Below are 16,457 nucleotides of genomic sequence, written 5' to 3'. Positions count from 1 at the left end.
AGAAGCATGTGCAAGCGGCGCAATTTGAGGCAAGATAAGGCATGACCCTGACCGAACTCAAGTACATCGTTGCCGTGGCGCGCGAACGCCATTTCGGCCGCGCGGCCGAGGCCTGCTTCGTGGCGCAGCCCACACTGTCGGTGGCGGTGAAGAAGCTCGAGGAAGAGCTGGAAGTCAAGATTTTCGAGCGCAGCGCCGCCGATGTGACGCTGACCACGCTGGGCGAGGAGATCGTGCGCCAGGCGCAAAGCGTGCTGGAGCAGGCCGCATCGATTCGCGAGATCGCCAAGCGCGGCAAGGACCCGCTGGCCGGCGCGCTCACGCTCGGCATCATCTACACCGTCGGCCCCTACCTGCTGCCCGAGCTGGTGCGCCAATCGCTCAAGCGCACCCCGCAGATGCCCCTGATGCTGCAGGAGAACTTCACCGTCAAGCTGCTGGAGATGCTGCGCACCGGCGAGATTGACTGCGCCATTCTTGCCGAGCCGTTTCCCGATGCCGGGCTGGCGATTGCGCCGCTGTACGACGAACCGTTCCTGGCCGCCGTGCCGTCCAGTCATCCACTGGCCGAGCGGGAGTCGGTCTCGGCGCTGGAGCTCAAGAACGAGACCATGCTGCTGCTGGGCACCGGCCATTGCTTTCGCGACCATGTGCTCGAAGTCTGCCCGGAGTTTGCGCGCTATGCGACCAACGCCGAAGGCATACGCCGCACGTTCGAGGGCTCGTCGCTGGAGACCATCAAGCACATGGTCTCGGCCGGCATGGGCGTGACCCTGGTGCCGCGCCTGGCGGTGCCTGATGATGCGCTTTCCGTGGTGCGCCGGCGCCGCTCGGATGAGCCCTTCATCCGCTATCTGCCCATCGTCGAAGACAACGGCGCGGCGCCGCCGAGCCGGCGCGTGGTGCTGGCCTGGCGGCGCAGCTTCACGCGCTACGAGGCCATCGCCGCGCTGCGCAATGCGGTGCATGCCTGCGATCTGCAAGGGGTGCAGATGCTGGGCGGGTAGTACCCGGGCGCTCGCTTGCATTGTCGCAGGCTATCTCCGGCATTGGCGCAATTCATCGCCAAAACGCAGACAAAACAAGCGCTGGCAGCTATAGTTTTGCAATGGTCTCCGCACAATGCGGGGCTGCCCAACAGAAAGGAATTGCCATGGCCAAGACCAGCAAAGCCGCATCCAGCGGCATCGCCATCAACATCGGCATCAGCGAGAAAGACCGCGCTGCCGTCGCCCAGGGGCTCTCGCGCCTGCTGGCCGATACCTACACGCTCTACCTCACCACGCACAACTTCCACTGGAACGTGACGGGGCCGATGTTCAATACGCTGCACACCATGTTCATGGCGCAGTACACCGAGCTGTGGAATGCCGTGGATCCGATTGCCGAGCGCATCCGCTCGCTCGGCCACGTGGCGCCGGGCTCTTACGCGGCCTACGGCAAGCTCGCCAGCGTGGCGGACGCCCCGGCCGAGCCGCCCAAGGCGCTGGAGATGGTGCGCATCCTGGTGCAGGGCCACGAAGCCGTGGCGCGTACCGCGCGCGGATTGTTTGCGGCGGTGCAAAAGGCGGGCGATGAGCCCACCGCCGATTTGCTGACCCAGCGCCTCACGGTGCACGAGCAGACCGCGTGGATGCTGCGCTCGCTGCTCGAAGACTGACGTTCCTGCTCCTGCCGCACCTGCCCGCTACCAGCGGGCATTTTAATGGCGCGACAATCGGCGCATGACGGATTCCACTCTTGCAGCCCCGCCGCGGCGCACCCGGCTTGCGCTTTATCTGGATCTCATCCGCTTCAACCGGCCGGCCGGCTGGCTGGTACTGCTCTGGCCCACGCTCTCGGCGCTGTGGCTCGCGGCCGACGGCTTTCCGGGCTGGCATCTGCTGGGGGTGTTTGTTGCCGGCACCATCCTCATGCGCTCGGCGGGCTGCTGCGTCAACGATGTGGCTGACCGCGAGTTTGACCGGCATGTGAAGCGCACCGCGCGACGCCCGGTGACCACGGGTGAGCTCGGCGTGCGCGAGGCGCTCGGTGTCGGCGCGGCGCTGGCCTTCATTGCCTTTTTGCTGGTGCTCACGACCAACGCCACGGCGATTGCGCTGTCGTTTCCGGCGCTGGCGATTGCCATTGCCTACCCCTATGCCAAACGCCATGTCTCCATGCCGCAGGCGGTGCTGGGCGTGGCGTTCAGCTTTGGCATTCCGATGGCGTTTGCGGCGGTGCAGGGGCGGGTGCCGCTGCAGGGCTGGCTGCTGCTGGCGGGCAATCTGTTCTGGGTGCTGGCCTACGATACCGAATACGCGATGGTGGACCGCGACGATGATTTGAAGATCGGCATGAAAACCTCGGCCATCACGCTGGGGCGTTGGGATGTGGCGGGTGTCATGCTGTTTTACCTGTGCTATCTGGCAATTTGGCTGTTTTTCGCCGCCAGCCAAGCGCCTTCAGCTCTTCTTTACATAGCGTTTGCGGCGGCTGCGGCGCAGGCGCTGTGGCATTACACGCTGATCAGGGAGCGCACGCGCGAAGGCTGCTTTGTCGCCTTCAGCCAGAACCACTGGCTTGGCGCGACGGTGTTTGCCGGGATCGCGCTTTCGCTCGCGCTGCGCTGATCAGGCGCCGAACTCCGCCGCCAGCTCGCGCGCCCGTTGCTCGGCGGCCTTCATGGCGGCGATGAAGTGCTCAGGTACGTGCGCCTGCTGCATCGACGTGATGGCGGCGTGCGTGGTGCCGCCCTTGCTCGTCACGCGCTGGCGCAGCGTGGCCGGCGGCTCATCGGAGCGCAGGGCCAGCTCGGTTGCACCGCGAAAGGTCGCCAGCGTCAGGCGCTGCGATTGCTCGGCGCTCAGCCCCATCTCCTGACCGGCCTGGGTCATGGCTTCGAGAAAGAAGAACACATAGGCCGGGCCCGAGCCCGAGAGCGCGGTGACGGCATCGAGCCGGGCTTCGTCCGCCAACCACAGAAACTCGCCCGTGGTGCCCATCACGCGCTCGACCTGCGCCTGGTCGGTGCTGCTGACTTCGGCGCGCGCAAACAAACCGCTGATGCCTTGGCCGATCAGCGCCGGCATGTTGGGCATGGCGCGCACGATGCGCCCCGTGCCCAGCCAGCGCGCGATGCTGTCGGTGGCGATGCCAGCCGCCACGCTCAGGTGCAGCGCGGAGCGCACATGCGGCGCCACCGGCTCGGCAGCTTCACGAAACACTTGCGGCTTGACGGCCCAGATCACCAGGTCGGCATGCGCCAGCGTGGGCGCAGCTGCGACCGCATCGGTCAGCGCGCGGATGCCAAAGCGCGTTTGCAGCGCGGTGCGCGCAGCGTCGAAGGGTTCGATGACGGTGAGTTGCTCCGGGCTCACGCCCTGCTGCACCAACCCGCCGAGCAGGGCGCCGGCCATGTTGCCGCCGCCGATGAAGGCGATCAAAGGGCTGTGGGTGCCTGTGGTCATGGTTTTTCCTTGAAATGATAGCTGTCCGCGTCTGTCTGGCGTGCGCTAAAGCCTGATTTGGTTCATGAAATTGCCGACTTGAGTACCGCCTGAGCGACCGCATGCTCCCAGCGCGCCATGAGGTCCTGGGCCTGCGTGCGTGGCAGAGTGGGTTCAAAACGGCGCTCGACGCGCCACTGTGCGCTGATCTCGTCGGTGCCCTGGTAAATGCCGGTTGCCAGCCCCGCAAGGCAGGCGGCGCCCCAGGCGGTGGTCTCCACGCACGCGGGGCGCAGCACCGGAATGCCGAGCAGATCGGCCTGGAACTGCATCAGCAAGTCGTTCACGCAGGCGCCGCCATCGACGCGCAGCTCATGCACCGGGGCGCTGCCTGCGGCGGCCGCGTCGCGCCCCATGGCGGCCAGCAGGGCAGCGCTCTGGTAGGCGATGGATTCGAGCGCTGCGCGCGCAATATGCGCCAGCGTGCTGCCACGCGTCAGGCCGGTGATGGTGCCGCGCGCGTCGGGCGACCAATACGGCGCGCCCAGGCCGGTGAAGGCCGGCACGAACATCACGCCACCGGCGTCGGGCACGCTTTCGGCGAGTTGCTGCACTTCGCTGCTCGCCTTGATGGCGTGCAGGCCGTCGCGCAGCCACTGCACCACCGCGCCGCCGACGAACACGCTGCCTTCGAGCGCGTACTGCGGCCGGGTTCCCGGCTGCGCCGCGGCGGTGGTGATCAGGCCGTTGCCGGACGGCTGAAAACGCTCGCCGGTGTGCATCAGCATGAAGCAGCCGGTGCCGTAGGTGTTCTTGGCCATGCCCGCCGAGAAGCAGCCCTGGCCGAACAGCGCCGCCTGCTGGTCACCGGCGACGCCGCCGATGGCGATGGGGCCTCCCAGCAGCGCAGCATCGCATTGACCAAAATCGCCGCTGGAAGGCAGCACCTCGGGCAGCAGGCTGCGGGGAATGTCGAACAGCGCCAGCAACTCCTCGTCCCACTGGTTGGTGTGCACGTTGAAGAGCATCGTGCGGCTGGCGTTGCTCACGTCCGTGGCGTGGCACCTGCCGGCGGTCAGGTTCCAGATGAGCCAGCTGTCCACCGTGCCAAAGGCGAGCTCGCCGCGTGCGGCCAGGGCGCGAGCGCCGGGGATGTGGTCCAGCAGCCAGCGCAGCTTGGTCGCCGAGAAATAGGCGTCGATCACCAACCCGGTTTTCTGCGCAATCCGCTCGGCATGGCCTTGTGCGAGCAACTGCTGGCACAGCGGGGCGGTGCGTCGGTCCTGCCAGACGATCGCATGGTGCAGCGGCTCGCCGGTCGCGCGGTGCCAGAGCACGGTGGTCTCGCGCTGGTTGGTGATGCCTATGCCCGCGATGTCCTGCGCCGCCAGCCCCGCCTGGCGCAGCGCGTCCTGCATCGTGGCGCGCTGGTCGTTCCAGATGCGCCGTGCATCGTGCTCCACCCAGCCCGGCTGCGGGTAAATTTGCGGCAGCTCCCGCTGCGCCTGTGCGACGATGCGGCCGGCACGGTCAAACACAATGCTGCGCGAGCTGGAAGTACCCTGGTCCAGGGCCAGCAGATAGCTCATGGCATGCAAGCATAGGGCAAGCGCAGATGCAGTTTTCAGGCAAGGGGATGGATGCAGCACCGATCAGCACCGATCGGGCGCAGTTGCTCGAGCGGCTTGCCGATGCGCGCACCTGGGATCTGGCGGTGATCGGCGGCGGCGCGACCGGCCTGGGTGTGGCGCTGGACGCCGCGGCACGCGGTTTTTCCGTCGTGCTGCTGGAGGCGCACGACTTCGCCAAAGGCACCTCCTCGCGTGCCACCAAGCTCGCGCACGGCGGCGTGCGCTACCTGGCGCAGGGCAATATCCACCTGGTGCGCGAGGCGCTGCACGAACGCACCACGCTGCTGCACAACGCACCGCATCTGGCGCAGCCGCTGGCCTTTGTCATGCCCACCTACCACCTGTGGGAGGCGCCGTTCTATGGCGCGGGTCTCAAGGCTTATGACTTGCTGGCCGGCAGCGCCGGCCTGGGCGGTACCGAGTTCCTCTCGCGCATGGCGGTGCTGCAGGCGCTTCCAGGCATCCGCGCCGAGGGCTTGCGCGGTGGCGTCCGGTATTGGGACGGGCAGTTTGACGACGCGCGCCTGGCCCTTGCGCTGGCGCGCACGGCCGCGAGCAAGGGTGCGCTGCTCATCAACTACTGCCCGGTGCGTGCCTTGCAGCACGAGGGCGGCCGGGTGCAGGCGCTCACCTGCGAAGACGCGGAAAGCGGGCGCACCTTTACCGTTCGTGCGCGTGCCACTGTCAACGCCACCGGCGTATGGGTGGATGAGGTGCGCGCCATGGATGCACGCTCCACAGGTGCATCGCACGCCCCGCTGGTGGTGCCCAGCCAGGGCGTGCATCTGGTGCTGGATCGCGAATTCCTGCCGGCCGACCATGCCTTGCTGGTGCCCAAAACGGCCGATGGCCGGGTGCTGTTTGCCGTGCCCTGGCTGGGCAAGGTACTGGTGGGCACGACCGATACCGAACGCCCGCAGGCCGAGATCGAGCCGCGTGCGCTGCCGCAGGAGGTGGCCTTTTTGCTGCGTGAATCCGCCAAGTACCTGCGCCACGCGCCGCAGCCCGCGGACGTGCGCAGCTGCTGGGCGGGGTTGCGCCCGCTGGTGCGCCCGCAGGCTGTGGGCGTGCAAACGCGCAGCGTGAGTCGAGAGCACCATGTCTGGGTGGAAAAGAGTGGCCTGGTCACTGTCACCGGGGGCAAGTGGACGACTTACCGCGCGATGGCCGAGGATGTGCTGGAAAAATGCATGGGCAGTGGCTTGCTGCAGCGCCGCGCCGCCGGCGTGACGCGCGACCTGCCGCTCGTCGGTGCGCCCCGCACACCGGTGCCCCACCGCCTGTGCGATGCCCCCGGCCTGCACCTGTATGGCACCGAGGCGGCTGCGGTGCAGGCATTGCAGGGCAATGCGCGTGAGCTGGCCCCCGGCCTCACCGAGGCCATGGTGCGCTTTGCCGCGCGCTTCGAGTACGCGCGCACGGTGGAAGATGTGCTTGCGCGGCGCTCGCGTTGGCTTTTCCTGGATACCTCGGTGGCCGCGCGCGCCGCCCCCGCCGTGGCCCAGGTGCTGCGTGAAGAGCTGGTGCGGGATCCGCAATTGCAGGTCTTTGAGCAGTTGCTTGCACGCTACGCGCTTTCGGCGTAGAAAATGGCGTGTGTCGGGGCAGTCGGCCGAGCGCATGCGAATGACTGGTTCAGGGCTCCGGCTGCACATGATGTACAACTGGTATATTTGTACCAAACCCATACCGAGGCACTCTGGAGGCAAACCGTGTCCAAAACCGCTCACCAACCCTATACCCGTTTGACCGAGCCGCTGGTGCGCGATGGCGGCGTTCTGCGTCCCGCCACCTGGGAGGAGGCGCTGGATCGCGCGGCAGAGGGTTTCAGGCGCAACCGCGAAGCCCACGGCGCCGATGCGTTCGGAATGTTCTCGTGCTCGCGCGCGACCAACGAGCTCAATTTCATCGCGCAGAAATTTGCCCGCGCGGTGATGGGCAGCAACAACATCGATTCCTGCAATCGAACGTGACACGCACCCAGCGTCGCCGGTCTGGTGACGGTATTTGGTGCGGGGGGCGGTACCTCTTCCTATCGGGAGATCGAGGACGCGGATCTGATCGTCTTCTGGGGCTCCAACGCCCGGGAGGCGCACCCGATCTTCTTCCACCATGCTCTCAAGGGCATCCACAAGGGTGCCAAGGTCTATGTGGTCGATCCGCGCCGCTCCAAGACGGCGGAATGGGCGGACAACTGGCTGGGGCTGGATGTCGGCACCGACATCGCGCTCGCCTACGGCGTGGGCCGCGAGATCATCCATGCCGGCCTGGTGAACGAGGCTTTCGTGGCCAACGCCACGATCGGTTTTGAGGAGTATGTGGCAGCCTGCGAGCCGTGGACCCTGGAAGTTACTGCGCGCGAGACGGGCGTACCCGCCGAACTGATCCGCGCGCTGGCGCACGACTATGCCAAGGCCGAGCGCGCGCAGCTGTGCTGGACGCTGGGCATCACCGAGCATCACAATGGCACGGACAACGTGCGTGCGCTGTGCAATCTCGCGCTGCTCACCGGCCAGGTCGGCCGCTGGGGCGCGGGTCTGGTACCGGTGCGCGGCCAGAACAATGTGCAGGGCGGTGGTGACATGGGTGCCATCCCGAAGAATCTGCCGGGCTTTCAGGATGTCGGCAACCCCGAGCACCGCGCCAAATTCGAGCGCCTGTGGGGCGTCACGCTGCCCACGAGCGAGGGCCTGACAGTCTCGGAGATGATGGATGCAATGGATGAAGGGCATCTCACCAGCCTCTATGTCGTGGGCGAGAACCCGGCGCAGTCCGATGCCAATACCGCCGCTGTGATCAAGCGCCTGGAAAACCTCGATCACCTCGTGGTGCAGGACATTTTCCTGACCAAGACCGCGTCGTATGCCGATGTGGTGTTTCCGGCCACCGCCATGTGGTGCGAGAGCGATGGCACCTTCACCAACAGCGAGCGGCGCGTGCAGCTGGTGCGCAAGGCCCTGGAGCCGCCAGGGCAGGCGAAGGACGATATCGAGATCATCCGGCTGCTGGCGGCGCGCATGGGCCATCGCTGGCCGGTGCAAACGGGTGAACAGGTGTGGGATGAATTGCGTGCGCTCTCGCCGGCGCACCATGGCATGTCGTGGAAGGTGCTCGCCGAGCGCGGTGGCGTGCAATGGCCCTTCCCCGACGAGGCGGGGCCGGAAACACCGTTCCTGCACGCTCGTCTGTGGGAGACCGACCCGCACAAGCGCGGGCGCCCGGCACCGTTTGGCATCATCGAGCACCGCTTGCCGGTCGACCAGCTGGACGAGGACTATCCGCTGCGCCTGACGACGGGCAGGCGACTCACGGACTACAACACGGGCGTGCAATCGGGCGGCTTCAACTCCCCCATCCGTTTTGGCGGTTGTGTGGATATCTCACCGGAGGACATGGCCCGCATGGGCATGGCCGAGGACGAAGTGGTGCGCGTGACATCGCGCCGTGGCTCGGTGCTGGCGCCGGTGCGCTGCGATCCGGGCTTGCGCCCGGGACTGCTGTTCATGGCCTGCAATTTCCCGGATGACGTGGACGTCAATGCACTCACCATCGAGGCCCATGACCCAATTGCCAAGACGGCGGAATTCAAGGCTACGGCGGTCAGAGTGGAGAAGACCCAGGAGGCCCGGCCCGCAAGCTGGCGTGCGCAGGCTGTGGCTGACCGTGAGCCGGGCAGGAATGAGTTGGTGACGGCGCAACAGGAAGGATGACCCGTGGATCTGAAGTTTTCCAACGCCGAGCCATTTGCGCAGGAGCGTGAGGCCATCGACCAGCGCCTGGGCGGACCCGGTGACGGTGGCTGGCATGGCGGCGAGCGCGACGAGCAGGACCATCGCCGTGCGCACACGGGCCAGGAGCGCTCGCGCCGGCATCTGGTGCTGGAAGCCTTGCATGCGGTGAACGACCGCACAGGCTGGATCAGCCCCGGGGCGCTGAACTACATTGGCAAGCGGCTGCATGTGGCGGCGGCGGATGTCTACAGCGTTGCAACCTTCTACGGGCTGTTTTCCACCAGCCCGCGCCCCAGACGCATCGCGCATGTCTGCACCGATATCGCGTGCATGGCGCGTGGTTCCAAGGAATTGTGCAGCGCACTCGAACAGCGTCTGGGCCACGCGGGAGCCCATTCGGGCTGGAAGCACAGCCCCTGCCTTGGCGCCTGCGAGCGCGCGCCGGTGGCGCTGGCGGTGGAAGCGGGCGATCCACCGCACGAGCACTTGATCGGGGCAGCCAGTGCCGACGACATTGCGCGCGCGCTGCACGAAGGCCCCCAGACCTTGTCCGCCGAGGTGCCACCTTCCGTGGCCGTGCCGCAAGCCGGCGAGACAGGGTTGATGCTGCTTGGGCGCATCGGCCAAGTGGACCCGCAGAGCCTGGACGACTATCTCGCGGCCAGCGGATACGAGGGACTCCAGCGCGCGTTCGCCATGGGAGCCGGGCAGGTCGTTGCCGAAGTCAAGGCATCGCGCCTCATGGGCCGCGGTGGAGCGGCGTTTCCGACGGGTGTCAAGTGGGAAAGCACGGCCAGACAGAGCGCCACGCCGCGCTACCTTGTCTGCAACGCAGACGAAAGCGAACCTGGCACGTTCAAGGACAGGGTGCTGCTGGAAGGCGATCCGTTTGCGTTGATTGAAGCCATGACGATCGCGGGTTTTGTCATCGGCGCCGAACGCGGTTACATCTATCTGCGTGGCGAGTACCCGCGCTCGTACCGGATGCTGTCCAACGCCATCATCAAGGCACGCGAGCGCGGCTTGCTGGGGACGGACATTCTGGGCTCGGGTTATGGGTTTGAGCTTGAAATCCGCCGCGGCGCGGGCGCCTACATCTGTGGCGAAGAGACGGCGATCTTCAATTCGATTGAAGGTTACCGCGGCGAGCCACGCACCAAGCCGCCTTTCCCCTTCGAGCACGGACTTTTTGGCCAGCCGACGGTGGTGAACAACGTTGAAACGCTCTACAACATCCCGCTCATCCTGCGCCTGGGTGGCGCGCAGTACGCCACGATAGGCACGAAGGATTCCACCGGTCCCAAGCTGTTCTGCGTCTCCGGCAACGTGGTGCGCCCCGGTATTTATGAGGTTGCGTTTGGCGCCACGCTGGGCGAGGTGATCGCGCTGGCCGGCGGCTTGCCCCAGGGCCGGACGCTGCAGGCGGTGTTGCTCGGCGGCGCCGCCGGCGGCTTCGTGCGCGCGGACGAGCTGCACATCCCGCTCACGTTTGAAGGCGCGCGTGCACACCAGACGACGCTGGGCTCCGGCGTGGTGCTGGCGTTTGCCGACAGCGTTGACTTGAGCGGCATCCTGCTGCGCATCGCCAGCTTCTTTCGCGACGAATCCTGCGGCCAGTGCGTGCCGTGTCGCGTCGGGACGGTGCGGCAGGAGGAAGCCTTGCTGCGCATCATGCACAGGCACCGCGGCGATGGCGAGCACGAGCGCGACATCGCGCTGCTGCGCGACGTCGGTCAGGTGATGAAGGATGCGTCCATCTGCGGTCTGGGCCAGGCCGCCTGGAACGCCATCGAGTCGGCGATTGACCGCCTCGGCACGCTGAAGGAGCCGGCATGAACGCCGTGGACAAAGGAATGCCCGCGCACGCAGCGCCGTCCGTGCAGATGGTGACGATCACCGTGGACGGAGCGCCCGTGAGCGTGCCCGAGGGCAGCACCATCCTTGCCGCGTGCAACGCCGCGCGCAAGGACACGCCCACGCTGTGCTGGGGTGACACCCTCACGCCCAAGAATGCCTGCCGTGTCTGCATGGTCGAGGTCAAGGGCGCGCGCGTGCTGGTGCCATCGTGCTCACGCAAGGTCGAACCCGGCATGGAGGTGCTGACCGACAGTGAGCGCGTGCGCCATAGCCGGCGCATGGTGCTGGAGCTGCTGGGCTCGTCCGTCGATCTTTCCACCACGCCGCGCATCGATGAGTGGATGCAGCGCTACGAAGCCGACCCCGGACGCTATGGCGAGCCGGCCGGCGAGAGCCTGCAGCGCGACATGCACCAACCGGGTGAGCATCACTTGGGCGACGGCAGTGTGGCGGCGACCATGGCCCAGCCCGATAAGGTCGACAACGACCTCTTTGTGCGCCAGTACAGCAAGTGCATCCTGTGCTACAAGTGTGTCGATGCCTGTGGCCCGCAGTGGCAGAACAGTTTTGCGATCCAGATCGCCGGGCGCGGGTTCGATTCGCAGATTTCCACCGAATTCGCGGTCGATCTGCCTGACTCCGCCTGCGTTTTTTGCGGCAACTGCGTGGAGGTCTGCCCGACGGGCGCACTGTCGTTCAAGTCCGAATACGACATGCGTGCGGCGGACACCTGGGATGAATCCCGTCAGACGCAAACCACGACGGTGTGTACCTACTGCGGTGTGGGTTGCAATGTGACGCTGCACGTGCAGGACAATGAAATCGTCAAAGTCACCTCGCCCCATGATCATTCCATCGGGCATGGCAATCTGTGCATCAAGGGGCGGTTCGGCTTTCAACATGTGCAAAGCCGCAAGAAGAAGGGCGGCGCGGACAGCCTCTGATCGACGAGGCGCATTGGCTACTGAGCCGGTGTCTCGCGCCGCACTTCGCGGTGGTCGTCGTCCACCCGTCGGGTCAGACCCTTTCGGTCCAGGTATTCCAGCAAGGGAATCGCCACGCGGCGCGAAGTGCCCAGCGCCTGCCGTGCCTGGCTGGTGGTAAAGGGCTGCGGCAACTGCGTGAGTCGCTGTAGTGCCTGCCGCGGAGCAGAGGGCAACAGGACCACGCCACCCGGAAAGCGCAGTACCCGTTGCGCGCGCTCGGCAGCGGCGAGTTCGCGGGTGCCCAGGGCAAGGGCAGTCAGTTCGTCGGCCAGGGGAGCGTTGAATGGCTGCGCTGTCAAGCGCGCCTCCAGTGTGCCAACCGCCGCTTCAGCCCGGCCCAGATGAAGACGGGCGTGTGGCTGACGGATGTGGCCTTCGTGCAGTTCCAGCCCGCCATCTTTCACCAGTTGAGCGATGAAGGGCGCGGCGCACGGCGCGAGCACCGACTGCACGGCCCCTTCGGAAACGCCTCGCGTGAGCGGGTTGCGTCGTTCGTCTTCTTCCACCAGTGCGCGCAGTTGCCGCACCCATGCGTCGTACGTGGGCTGATGCACCCACCAGGGACCCCGCACATGCACCTCCGGTGGCGGCACGGCGTTGGCGTCCGTCAAGCCCAGGCGCTGCAGTTCATCCGCAGCCACGGCACCTCGCTCGGCGACCTTGGCCTGCACATCGCCCGCAAGAGGCATGGCAGCGAGCGCCTGCGTGCGCCGACGACTGTCTCCGCGGCGCAGCAGTGCCGGGGGGGCGGGGTCGAGCACGTTCACGCCGCCGATCACCAGGTGCCGACCGGGGTCGCGCAGCAGCAACCGATCGCCCACGGTGAGCGGCAACGGCCAGGCGAGGGTGATGCGAGCGTGATCGCTGCCAAGGCTGCGCAAACGCGCTGGCACCGCGGCTGTGCCGATGTGCGCGATGACTTGCGCGGGCGCTGCATCCAGTGCGACGCCACAGATGCGCCGCACGTCCATCGCCGCAGCCATATGCCAGGTGTCAGGCGCAATCAAGGCTTGGCCGCGGCGTGCCTCTGTTGCGGTAATGCCGCGCAAATTGATGGCTGCGCGGTTGACCGGGTACAAAACCCCGGCGGCCTTCTCACGTGATTCCAGGCCCCGGATGGACACCGCTCGCGGTGTTCCCCCGTGGCGTGTCAGCAGCAGCGAGTCGCCCTTGGTCAGAGTGCTGCTGGCCAAGGTTCCGGTGACCACCGTGCCAGCGCCTGAAATGCTGAATCCGCGGTCAATCCACAGTCGCAGCCGGGCCGAGCGGTCGGGATCAGGCGTTGCTGTGAGGACCTGCTCGAGTGTCAGTCTGAGGTCGTCCAGTCCCTTGCCCTGCGCGACCGATACGGCGACGATGGGAGCGTCACGCAGGCCTGTGAGTGCAAATTCGCTGCGCGCACGCGCCATTGTTGCGGCGACCAGGTCGGGGGCGCGATCCGTCTTGGTGACGACGATCAACCCGTGACGGATGCCGAGCGCGGCAATGGCATCGCGGTGCTCGCCAGACTGGGTCGACCAACCTTCATCGGCTGCCACTACAAAGCACACGATGGGTGCAGTCGCCAATCCGACAATCGCATTGCCGATGAAGCGCTCGTGGCCGGGAACGTCCACAAACGACACTTCGCGGCCCGACGAAAGCGTCGTCCACGCGAAACCGAGATCCATGGTGAGCCCGCGCACGCGTTCCTGTTCCCACCGGTCGGGCTCCATTCCGGTCAGTGCCCGGATCAGAGTGCTCTTGCCGTGGTCCACGTGGCCGGCCGTGGCCACGACGTGCGTCGTCATGCGCGGCAGCACGGGCGCGTGAGCGCTGCGATGGGCAGTTCAGGCGTCTGGAAAGACTTCGTGGTCATTGGTGTGAAGCCGGGAGAGGGCCGCTGGCGGAGGCGGACGGGAATCGAACCCGCCAGACCGAGATGCTCGGCCTCACCGGTTTTGAAGACCGGGGGGGCCACCAGGCACCCACACACCTCCATGTGCCTGTCTATACTAGCATCGCGTCGCCTCTTGTGCGCCGTGGACGCGCCGAGGCCATCGGCGCAGACAGGCCTTTGGGTATGCATCTTGCGCGAGACGCACAGCCCGATGCATACACGTTTTTTGGAATGTCTTGACTCATTTGCCAAAAATGAGCCATAATAGCCAGCTTCGCCGCTCATGGCGGAGTGAATTTAGCCCTGCGAAAGCAGCTGGCGCCTTGGATGACAGGGCTGCTGGTACGGGTCCAAGACTGATCCGGCTCGGTTTGAGTCGGGTACAAGTTGGGAATATTGCAATGATCCAGACTGAATCTCGTTTAGAGGTTGCCGACAACACCGGCGCCAAGACCGTGCAGTGCATCAAAGTACTGGGCGGCTCCAAGCGGCGTTACGCGAGTGTGGGCGACATCATCAAGGTGAGCGTGAAAGAAGCTGCTCCGCGTGGCCGCGTCAAAAAAGGCGAGGTTTACAGCGCGGTGGTTGTGCGTACCGCCAAAGGCATTCGCCGTGGCGATGGCGCGCTCATCAAGTTCGATGGCAACGCTGCGGTGTTGCTCAATGCCAAGCTCGAGCCCATCGGCACCCGCATCTTTGGCCCGGTCACGCGCGAGTTGCGCACCGAGCGCTTCATGAAGATTGTGTCGCTGGCTCCCGAGGTCATCTAAGGAAGAGGCGCGTCATGAACAAGCTTCGCAAGGGCGATTCGGTCATTGTCTTGACTGGTCGCGACAAGGGCAAGCGTGGCACCGTCACGCTGCGCAAGGACGAGACGCATCTCGTCATCGAGGGTGTGAACATGGTCAAGAAGCATGTCAAGCCCAATCCGATGAAGGGTACGGCGGGTGGCATCGTTGAAAAGGCCATGCCGATTCACCAGTCCAACGTCGCAATTTTCAATGCGCAGACCGGCAAGGCCGATCGCGTGGGCATCAAGATGAGCGACGACGGCAAGCGCACGCGCGTCTACAAGTCCACCGGCGCCAATATCGCCACCGCCTGAGGTAAACACAGATGGCACGACTGCAAAAACTCTACCGCGAAAAGATCGCGGGCGAACTCAAGGAAAAGTTCGGTTACACCTCCATCATGGAGGTGCCGCGCCTGACCAAGATCACGCTCAACATGGGTGTGGGCGAGGCCGTGGCCGACAAGAAGGTCATGGACAATGCCGTGGCCGATCTGACCAAGATCGCCGGGCAAAAGCCCGTGGTCACCAAGGCGCGCAAGGCGATTGCCGGTTTCAAGATCCGCGAAGGTCAGGCGATCGGCTGCATGGTCACGCTGCGTGGCGTGCGCATGTATGAGTTCCTTGACCGCTTCGTCACCGTGGCGCTGCCGCGCGTGCGCGATTTCCGCGGTGTGTCGGGCCGGGCGTTCGACGGCCGTGGCAACTACAACATCGGTGTCAAGGAACAGATCATTTTCCCGGAAATCGAGTACGACAAGGTCGATGCGTTGCGCGGCCTGAACGTCAGCATTACCACGACGGCCAAGAACGATGCCGAGTGCAAGGCGTTGCTCACGGCGTTCCGTTTCCCGTTCAAGAACTGAGGTGGCGCATGGCTAAGAAAGCACTGATCGAGCGCGAACTCAAGCGCGAAAAGCTGGCGGCCAAGTATGCCGCCAAGTATGCCGAGCTGAAGGCCGTGGCTGGTGATGCCAAGCGCAGCGATGGCGAGCGTGATGCCGCGCGCCTGGCGCTACAAAAGCTGCCGCGCAACGCCAACCCGACGCGCCAGCGCAATCGCTGCGAGATGACCGGGCGCCCACGTGGCACCTTCCGACAATTCGGTCTCGGCCGCGCCAAGGTGCGCGAGCTGGCGTTCGCCGGTGACATCCCTGGTGTCACCAAGGCGAGCTGGTAAGCCGCAGCAGGAGAGAACAACATGAGCATGAGTGATCCCATTGCCGACCTGCTGACCCGCATCCGCAACGCCCAGATGGTCGCCAAGACCACGGTGTCGGCCCCCGCCTCCAAGGTAAAGGTGGCCATCGCCCAGGTGTTGAAGGACGAGGGTTACATCGACGGTTTTCAGATCAAGAGCGAAGGCGGCAAGTCCGAGCTCGAAATCGCGCTGAAGTACTACGCCGGTCGCCCGGTGATCGAGCGCATCGAGCGTGTGAGCCGTCCCGGTCTGCGCGTCTACAAGGGCAGCACCGCCATTCCCCAGGTCATGAACGGCTTGGGCGTGGCCATCGTCACCACCCCCAAGGGCGTGATGACTGACCGCAAGGCGCGCGCCAGCGGCGTCGGCGGCGAAGTGCTGTGCTACGTCGCGTGAAGCATCAAGGAGAAATACCGCAATGTCTCGCGTAGCCAAAGCACATGTGACCATCCCTTCGGGGGTGGATGTTTCCATTACCGCCGACCGTATCCAGGTCAAGGGCGCTGGCGGCACCCTGTCGGTGCCGCAGAACGCGCTGGTCAAGATCAGCAACGATGCGGGCAAGCTGTCGTTTGCCCCTGTCGACGAGTCGCGCGAAGCCAACGCCACCAGCGGCACCGTGCGCCAGCTGGTCAACAACATGGTTGTCGGCGTGAGCAAGGGTTTCGAGAAGAAGCTTTCGCTGATCGGGGTTGGTTTCAAGGCGGCAGCCTCGGGCAACAAGCTGAACTTGAATATCGGTTTTTCGCACCCGGTCGACTTCGTGATGCCTGCCGGTGTCGCGGTGGCCTGCCCGACACCTACCGAGATCGTGATCAAGGGTGCTGACCGCCAGGTAGTCGGACAACTTGCGGCCGAAATCCGTGCTGTACGTCCTCCCGAGCCCTACAAGGGCAAAGGCATCCGCTATGTGGATGAAACGGTCGTCATCAAAGAGACCAAGAAGAAGTAAGG

The 16,457-nt window shown here is 65.5% G+C and carries 16 protein-coding genes and 1 tRNA gene; 13 read left to right on the top strand and 4 right to left on the bottom strand.

Features of this window, described 5'->3' with window-relative positions; translation table 11 throughout:
• Positions 1 to 41: 41 nt before the first annotated feature.
• From ABS45_RS13805 to ubiA, 3 genes are all read left to right on the top strand, one after another.
• Complete coding sequence (locus ABS45_RS13805) at positions 42 to 1,007, top strand: LysR substrate-binding domain-containing protein (protein WP_291556309.1); 966 nt, start codon at positions 42 to 44, stop codon at positions 1,005 to 1,007.
• A gap of 146 nt (positions 1,008 to 1,153) precedes the next feature.
• Complete coding sequence (locus ABS45_RS13800) at positions 1,154 to 1,660, top strand: Dps family protein (RefSeq protein ID WP_291556308.1); 507 nt, start codon at positions 1,154 to 1,156, stop codon at positions 1,658 to 1,660.
• A 64-nt stretch (positions 1,661 to 1,724) separates the two neighbouring features.
• Positions 1,725 to 2,612, top strand: coding sequence for a 4-hydroxybenzoate octaprenyltransferase (ubiA, locus tag ABS45_RS13795; RefSeq protein ID WP_291556307.1), 888 nt, complete (start codon positions 1,725 to 1,727; stop codon positions 2,610 to 2,612).
• On the opposite strand, the gene proC is transcribed toward ubiA, so the two are convergent.
• Positions 2,613 to 3,449 carry a pyrroline-5-carboxylate reductase gene (gene proC, locus ABS45_RS13790; RefSeq protein WP_291556306.1) on the bottom strand — a complete coding sequence of 279 codons (837 nt, stop codon included), beginning with the start codon at positions 3,447 to 3,449 and terminating at the stop codon, positions 2,613 to 2,615.
• A gap of 62 nt (positions 3,450 to 3,511) precedes the next feature.
• Positions 3,512 to 5,017 carry a glycerol kinase GlpK gene (gene glpK / locus ABS45_RS13785; protein ID WP_291556305.1) on the bottom strand — a complete coding sequence of 502 codons (1,506 nt, stop codon included), beginning with the start codon at positions 5,015 to 5,017 and terminating at the stop codon, positions 3,512 to 3,514.
• Between the two features lie 47 nt (positions 5,018 to 5,064).
• On the opposite strand from glpK, the gene ABS45_RS13780 reads away from it, so the two are divergent.
• The 4 genes from ABS45_RS13780 to ABS45_RS13765 all read left to right on the top strand — a co-directional run bounded on the left by ABS45_RS13780 (position 5,065) and on the right by ABS45_RS13765 (position 11,591).
• Positions 5,065 to 6,645, top strand: a complete 1,581-nt coding sequence (locus ABS45_RS13780) for a glycerol-3-phosphate dehydrogenase/oxidase (RefSeq protein ID WP_291556304.1) — start codon at positions 5,065 to 5,067, stop codon at positions 6,643 to 6,645.
• Positions 6,646 to 6,771: 126 nt separating this feature from the next.
• Complete coding sequence (locus ABS45_RS13775; protein ID WP_366246633.1) at positions 6,772 to 8,769, top strand: molybdopterin-dependent oxidoreductase; 1,998 nt, start codon at positions 6,772 to 6,774, stop codon at positions 8,767 to 8,769.
• 3 nt (positions 8,770 to 8,772) lie between these two features.
• The gene (locus tag ABS45_RS13770; protein ID WP_291556303.1) at positions 8,773 to 10,626 is read left to right on the top strand and encodes an NAD(P)H-dependent oxidoreductase subunit E; all 1,854 of its coding nucleotides are present in this window, start codon (positions 8,773 to 8,775) and stop codon (positions 10,624 to 10,626) included.
• Positions 10,623 to 11,591: a 2Fe-2S iron-sulfur cluster-binding protein gene (locus tag ABS45_RS13765; protein WP_291556302.1), complete on the top strand. Its 969-nt coding sequence runs from the start codon at positions 10,623 to 10,625 to the stop codon at positions 11,589 to 11,591. Before ABS45_RS13770 ends, ABS45_RS13765 begins: the two co-directional genes overlap by 4 nt.
• 17 nt (positions 11,592 to 11,608) lie before the next feature.
• Here the strand turns inward: ABS45_RS13765 and selB are convergent, their stop codons facing one another.
• Together selB and ABS45_RS13755 are read right to left on the bottom strand one after the other, a co-directional pair.
• Positions 11,609 to 13,423, bottom strand: a complete 1,815-nt coding sequence (gene selB / locus ABS45_RS13760) for a selenocysteine-specific translation elongation factor (protein ID WP_291556301.1) — start codon at positions 13,421 to 13,423, stop codon at positions 11,609 to 11,611.
• Between the two features lie 93 nt (positions 13,424 to 13,516).
• A tRNA-Sec gene (locus ABS45_RS13755) sits at positions 13,517 to 13,612 on the bottom strand.
• Positions 13,613 to 13,913: 301 nt separating this feature from the next.
• Between ABS45_RS13755 and rplN the strand changes: the two genes are divergently transcribed.
• Genes rplN through rplF form a run of 6 tightly spaced genes read left to right on the top strand, consistent with a single transcriptional unit; the run spans position 13,914 to position 16,455 of the window.
• Positions 13,914 to 14,282, top strand: coding sequence for a 50S ribosomal protein L14 (gene rplN / locus ABS45_RS13750; protein WP_291557243.1), 369 nt, complete (start codon positions 13,914 to 13,916; stop codon positions 14,280 to 14,282).
• 14 nt (positions 14,283 to 14,296) lie between these two features.
• Positions 14,297 to 14,617 carry a 50S ribosomal protein L24 gene (gene rplX / locus ABS45_RS13745; RefSeq protein WP_291556300.1) on the top strand — a complete coding sequence of 107 codons (321 nt, stop codon included), beginning with the start codon at positions 14,297 to 14,299 and terminating at the stop codon, positions 14,615 to 14,617.
• An 11-nt stretch (positions 14,618 to 14,628) separates the two neighbouring features.
• Positions 14,629 to 15,168, top strand: a complete 540-nt coding sequence (rplE, locus tag ABS45_RS13740; RefSeq protein ID WP_291556299.1) for a 50S ribosomal protein L5 — start codon at positions 14,629 to 14,631, stop codon at positions 15,166 to 15,168.
• Between the two features lie 8 nt (positions 15,169 to 15,176).
• Positions 15,177 to 15,482 (top strand): 30S ribosomal protein S14, encoded by a 306-nt coding sequence (gene rpsN, locus ABS45_RS13735; RefSeq protein WP_291556298.1) that lies wholly within the window; start codon positions 15,177 to 15,179, stop codon positions 15,480 to 15,482.
• A gap of 21 nt (positions 15,483 to 15,503) precedes the next feature.
• On the top strand, positions 15,504 to 15,899 hold the full coding sequence (rpsH, locus tag ABS45_RS13730; RefSeq protein WP_291556297.1) for a 30S ribosomal protein S8: 396 nt from the start codon (positions 15,504 to 15,506) through the stop codon (positions 15,897 to 15,899).
• Between the two features lie 22 nt (positions 15,900 to 15,921).
• Entirely contained in the window at positions 15,922 to 16,455 is a 534-nt protein-coding gene (gene rplF / locus ABS45_RS13725; RefSeq protein ID WP_291556296.1) for a 50S ribosomal protein L6, read from the top strand.
• Positions 16,456 to 16,457: the final 2 nt, after the last annotated feature.

The organism is Comamonas sp. SCN 65-56 (assembly GCF_001724135.1).
Taxonomy (GTDB): Bacteria; Pseudomonadota; Gammaproteobacteria; order Burkholderiales; family Burkholderiaceae_C; genus Comamonas_C.
This window is presented reverse-complemented; position numbering and strand designations above follow the sequence as displayed.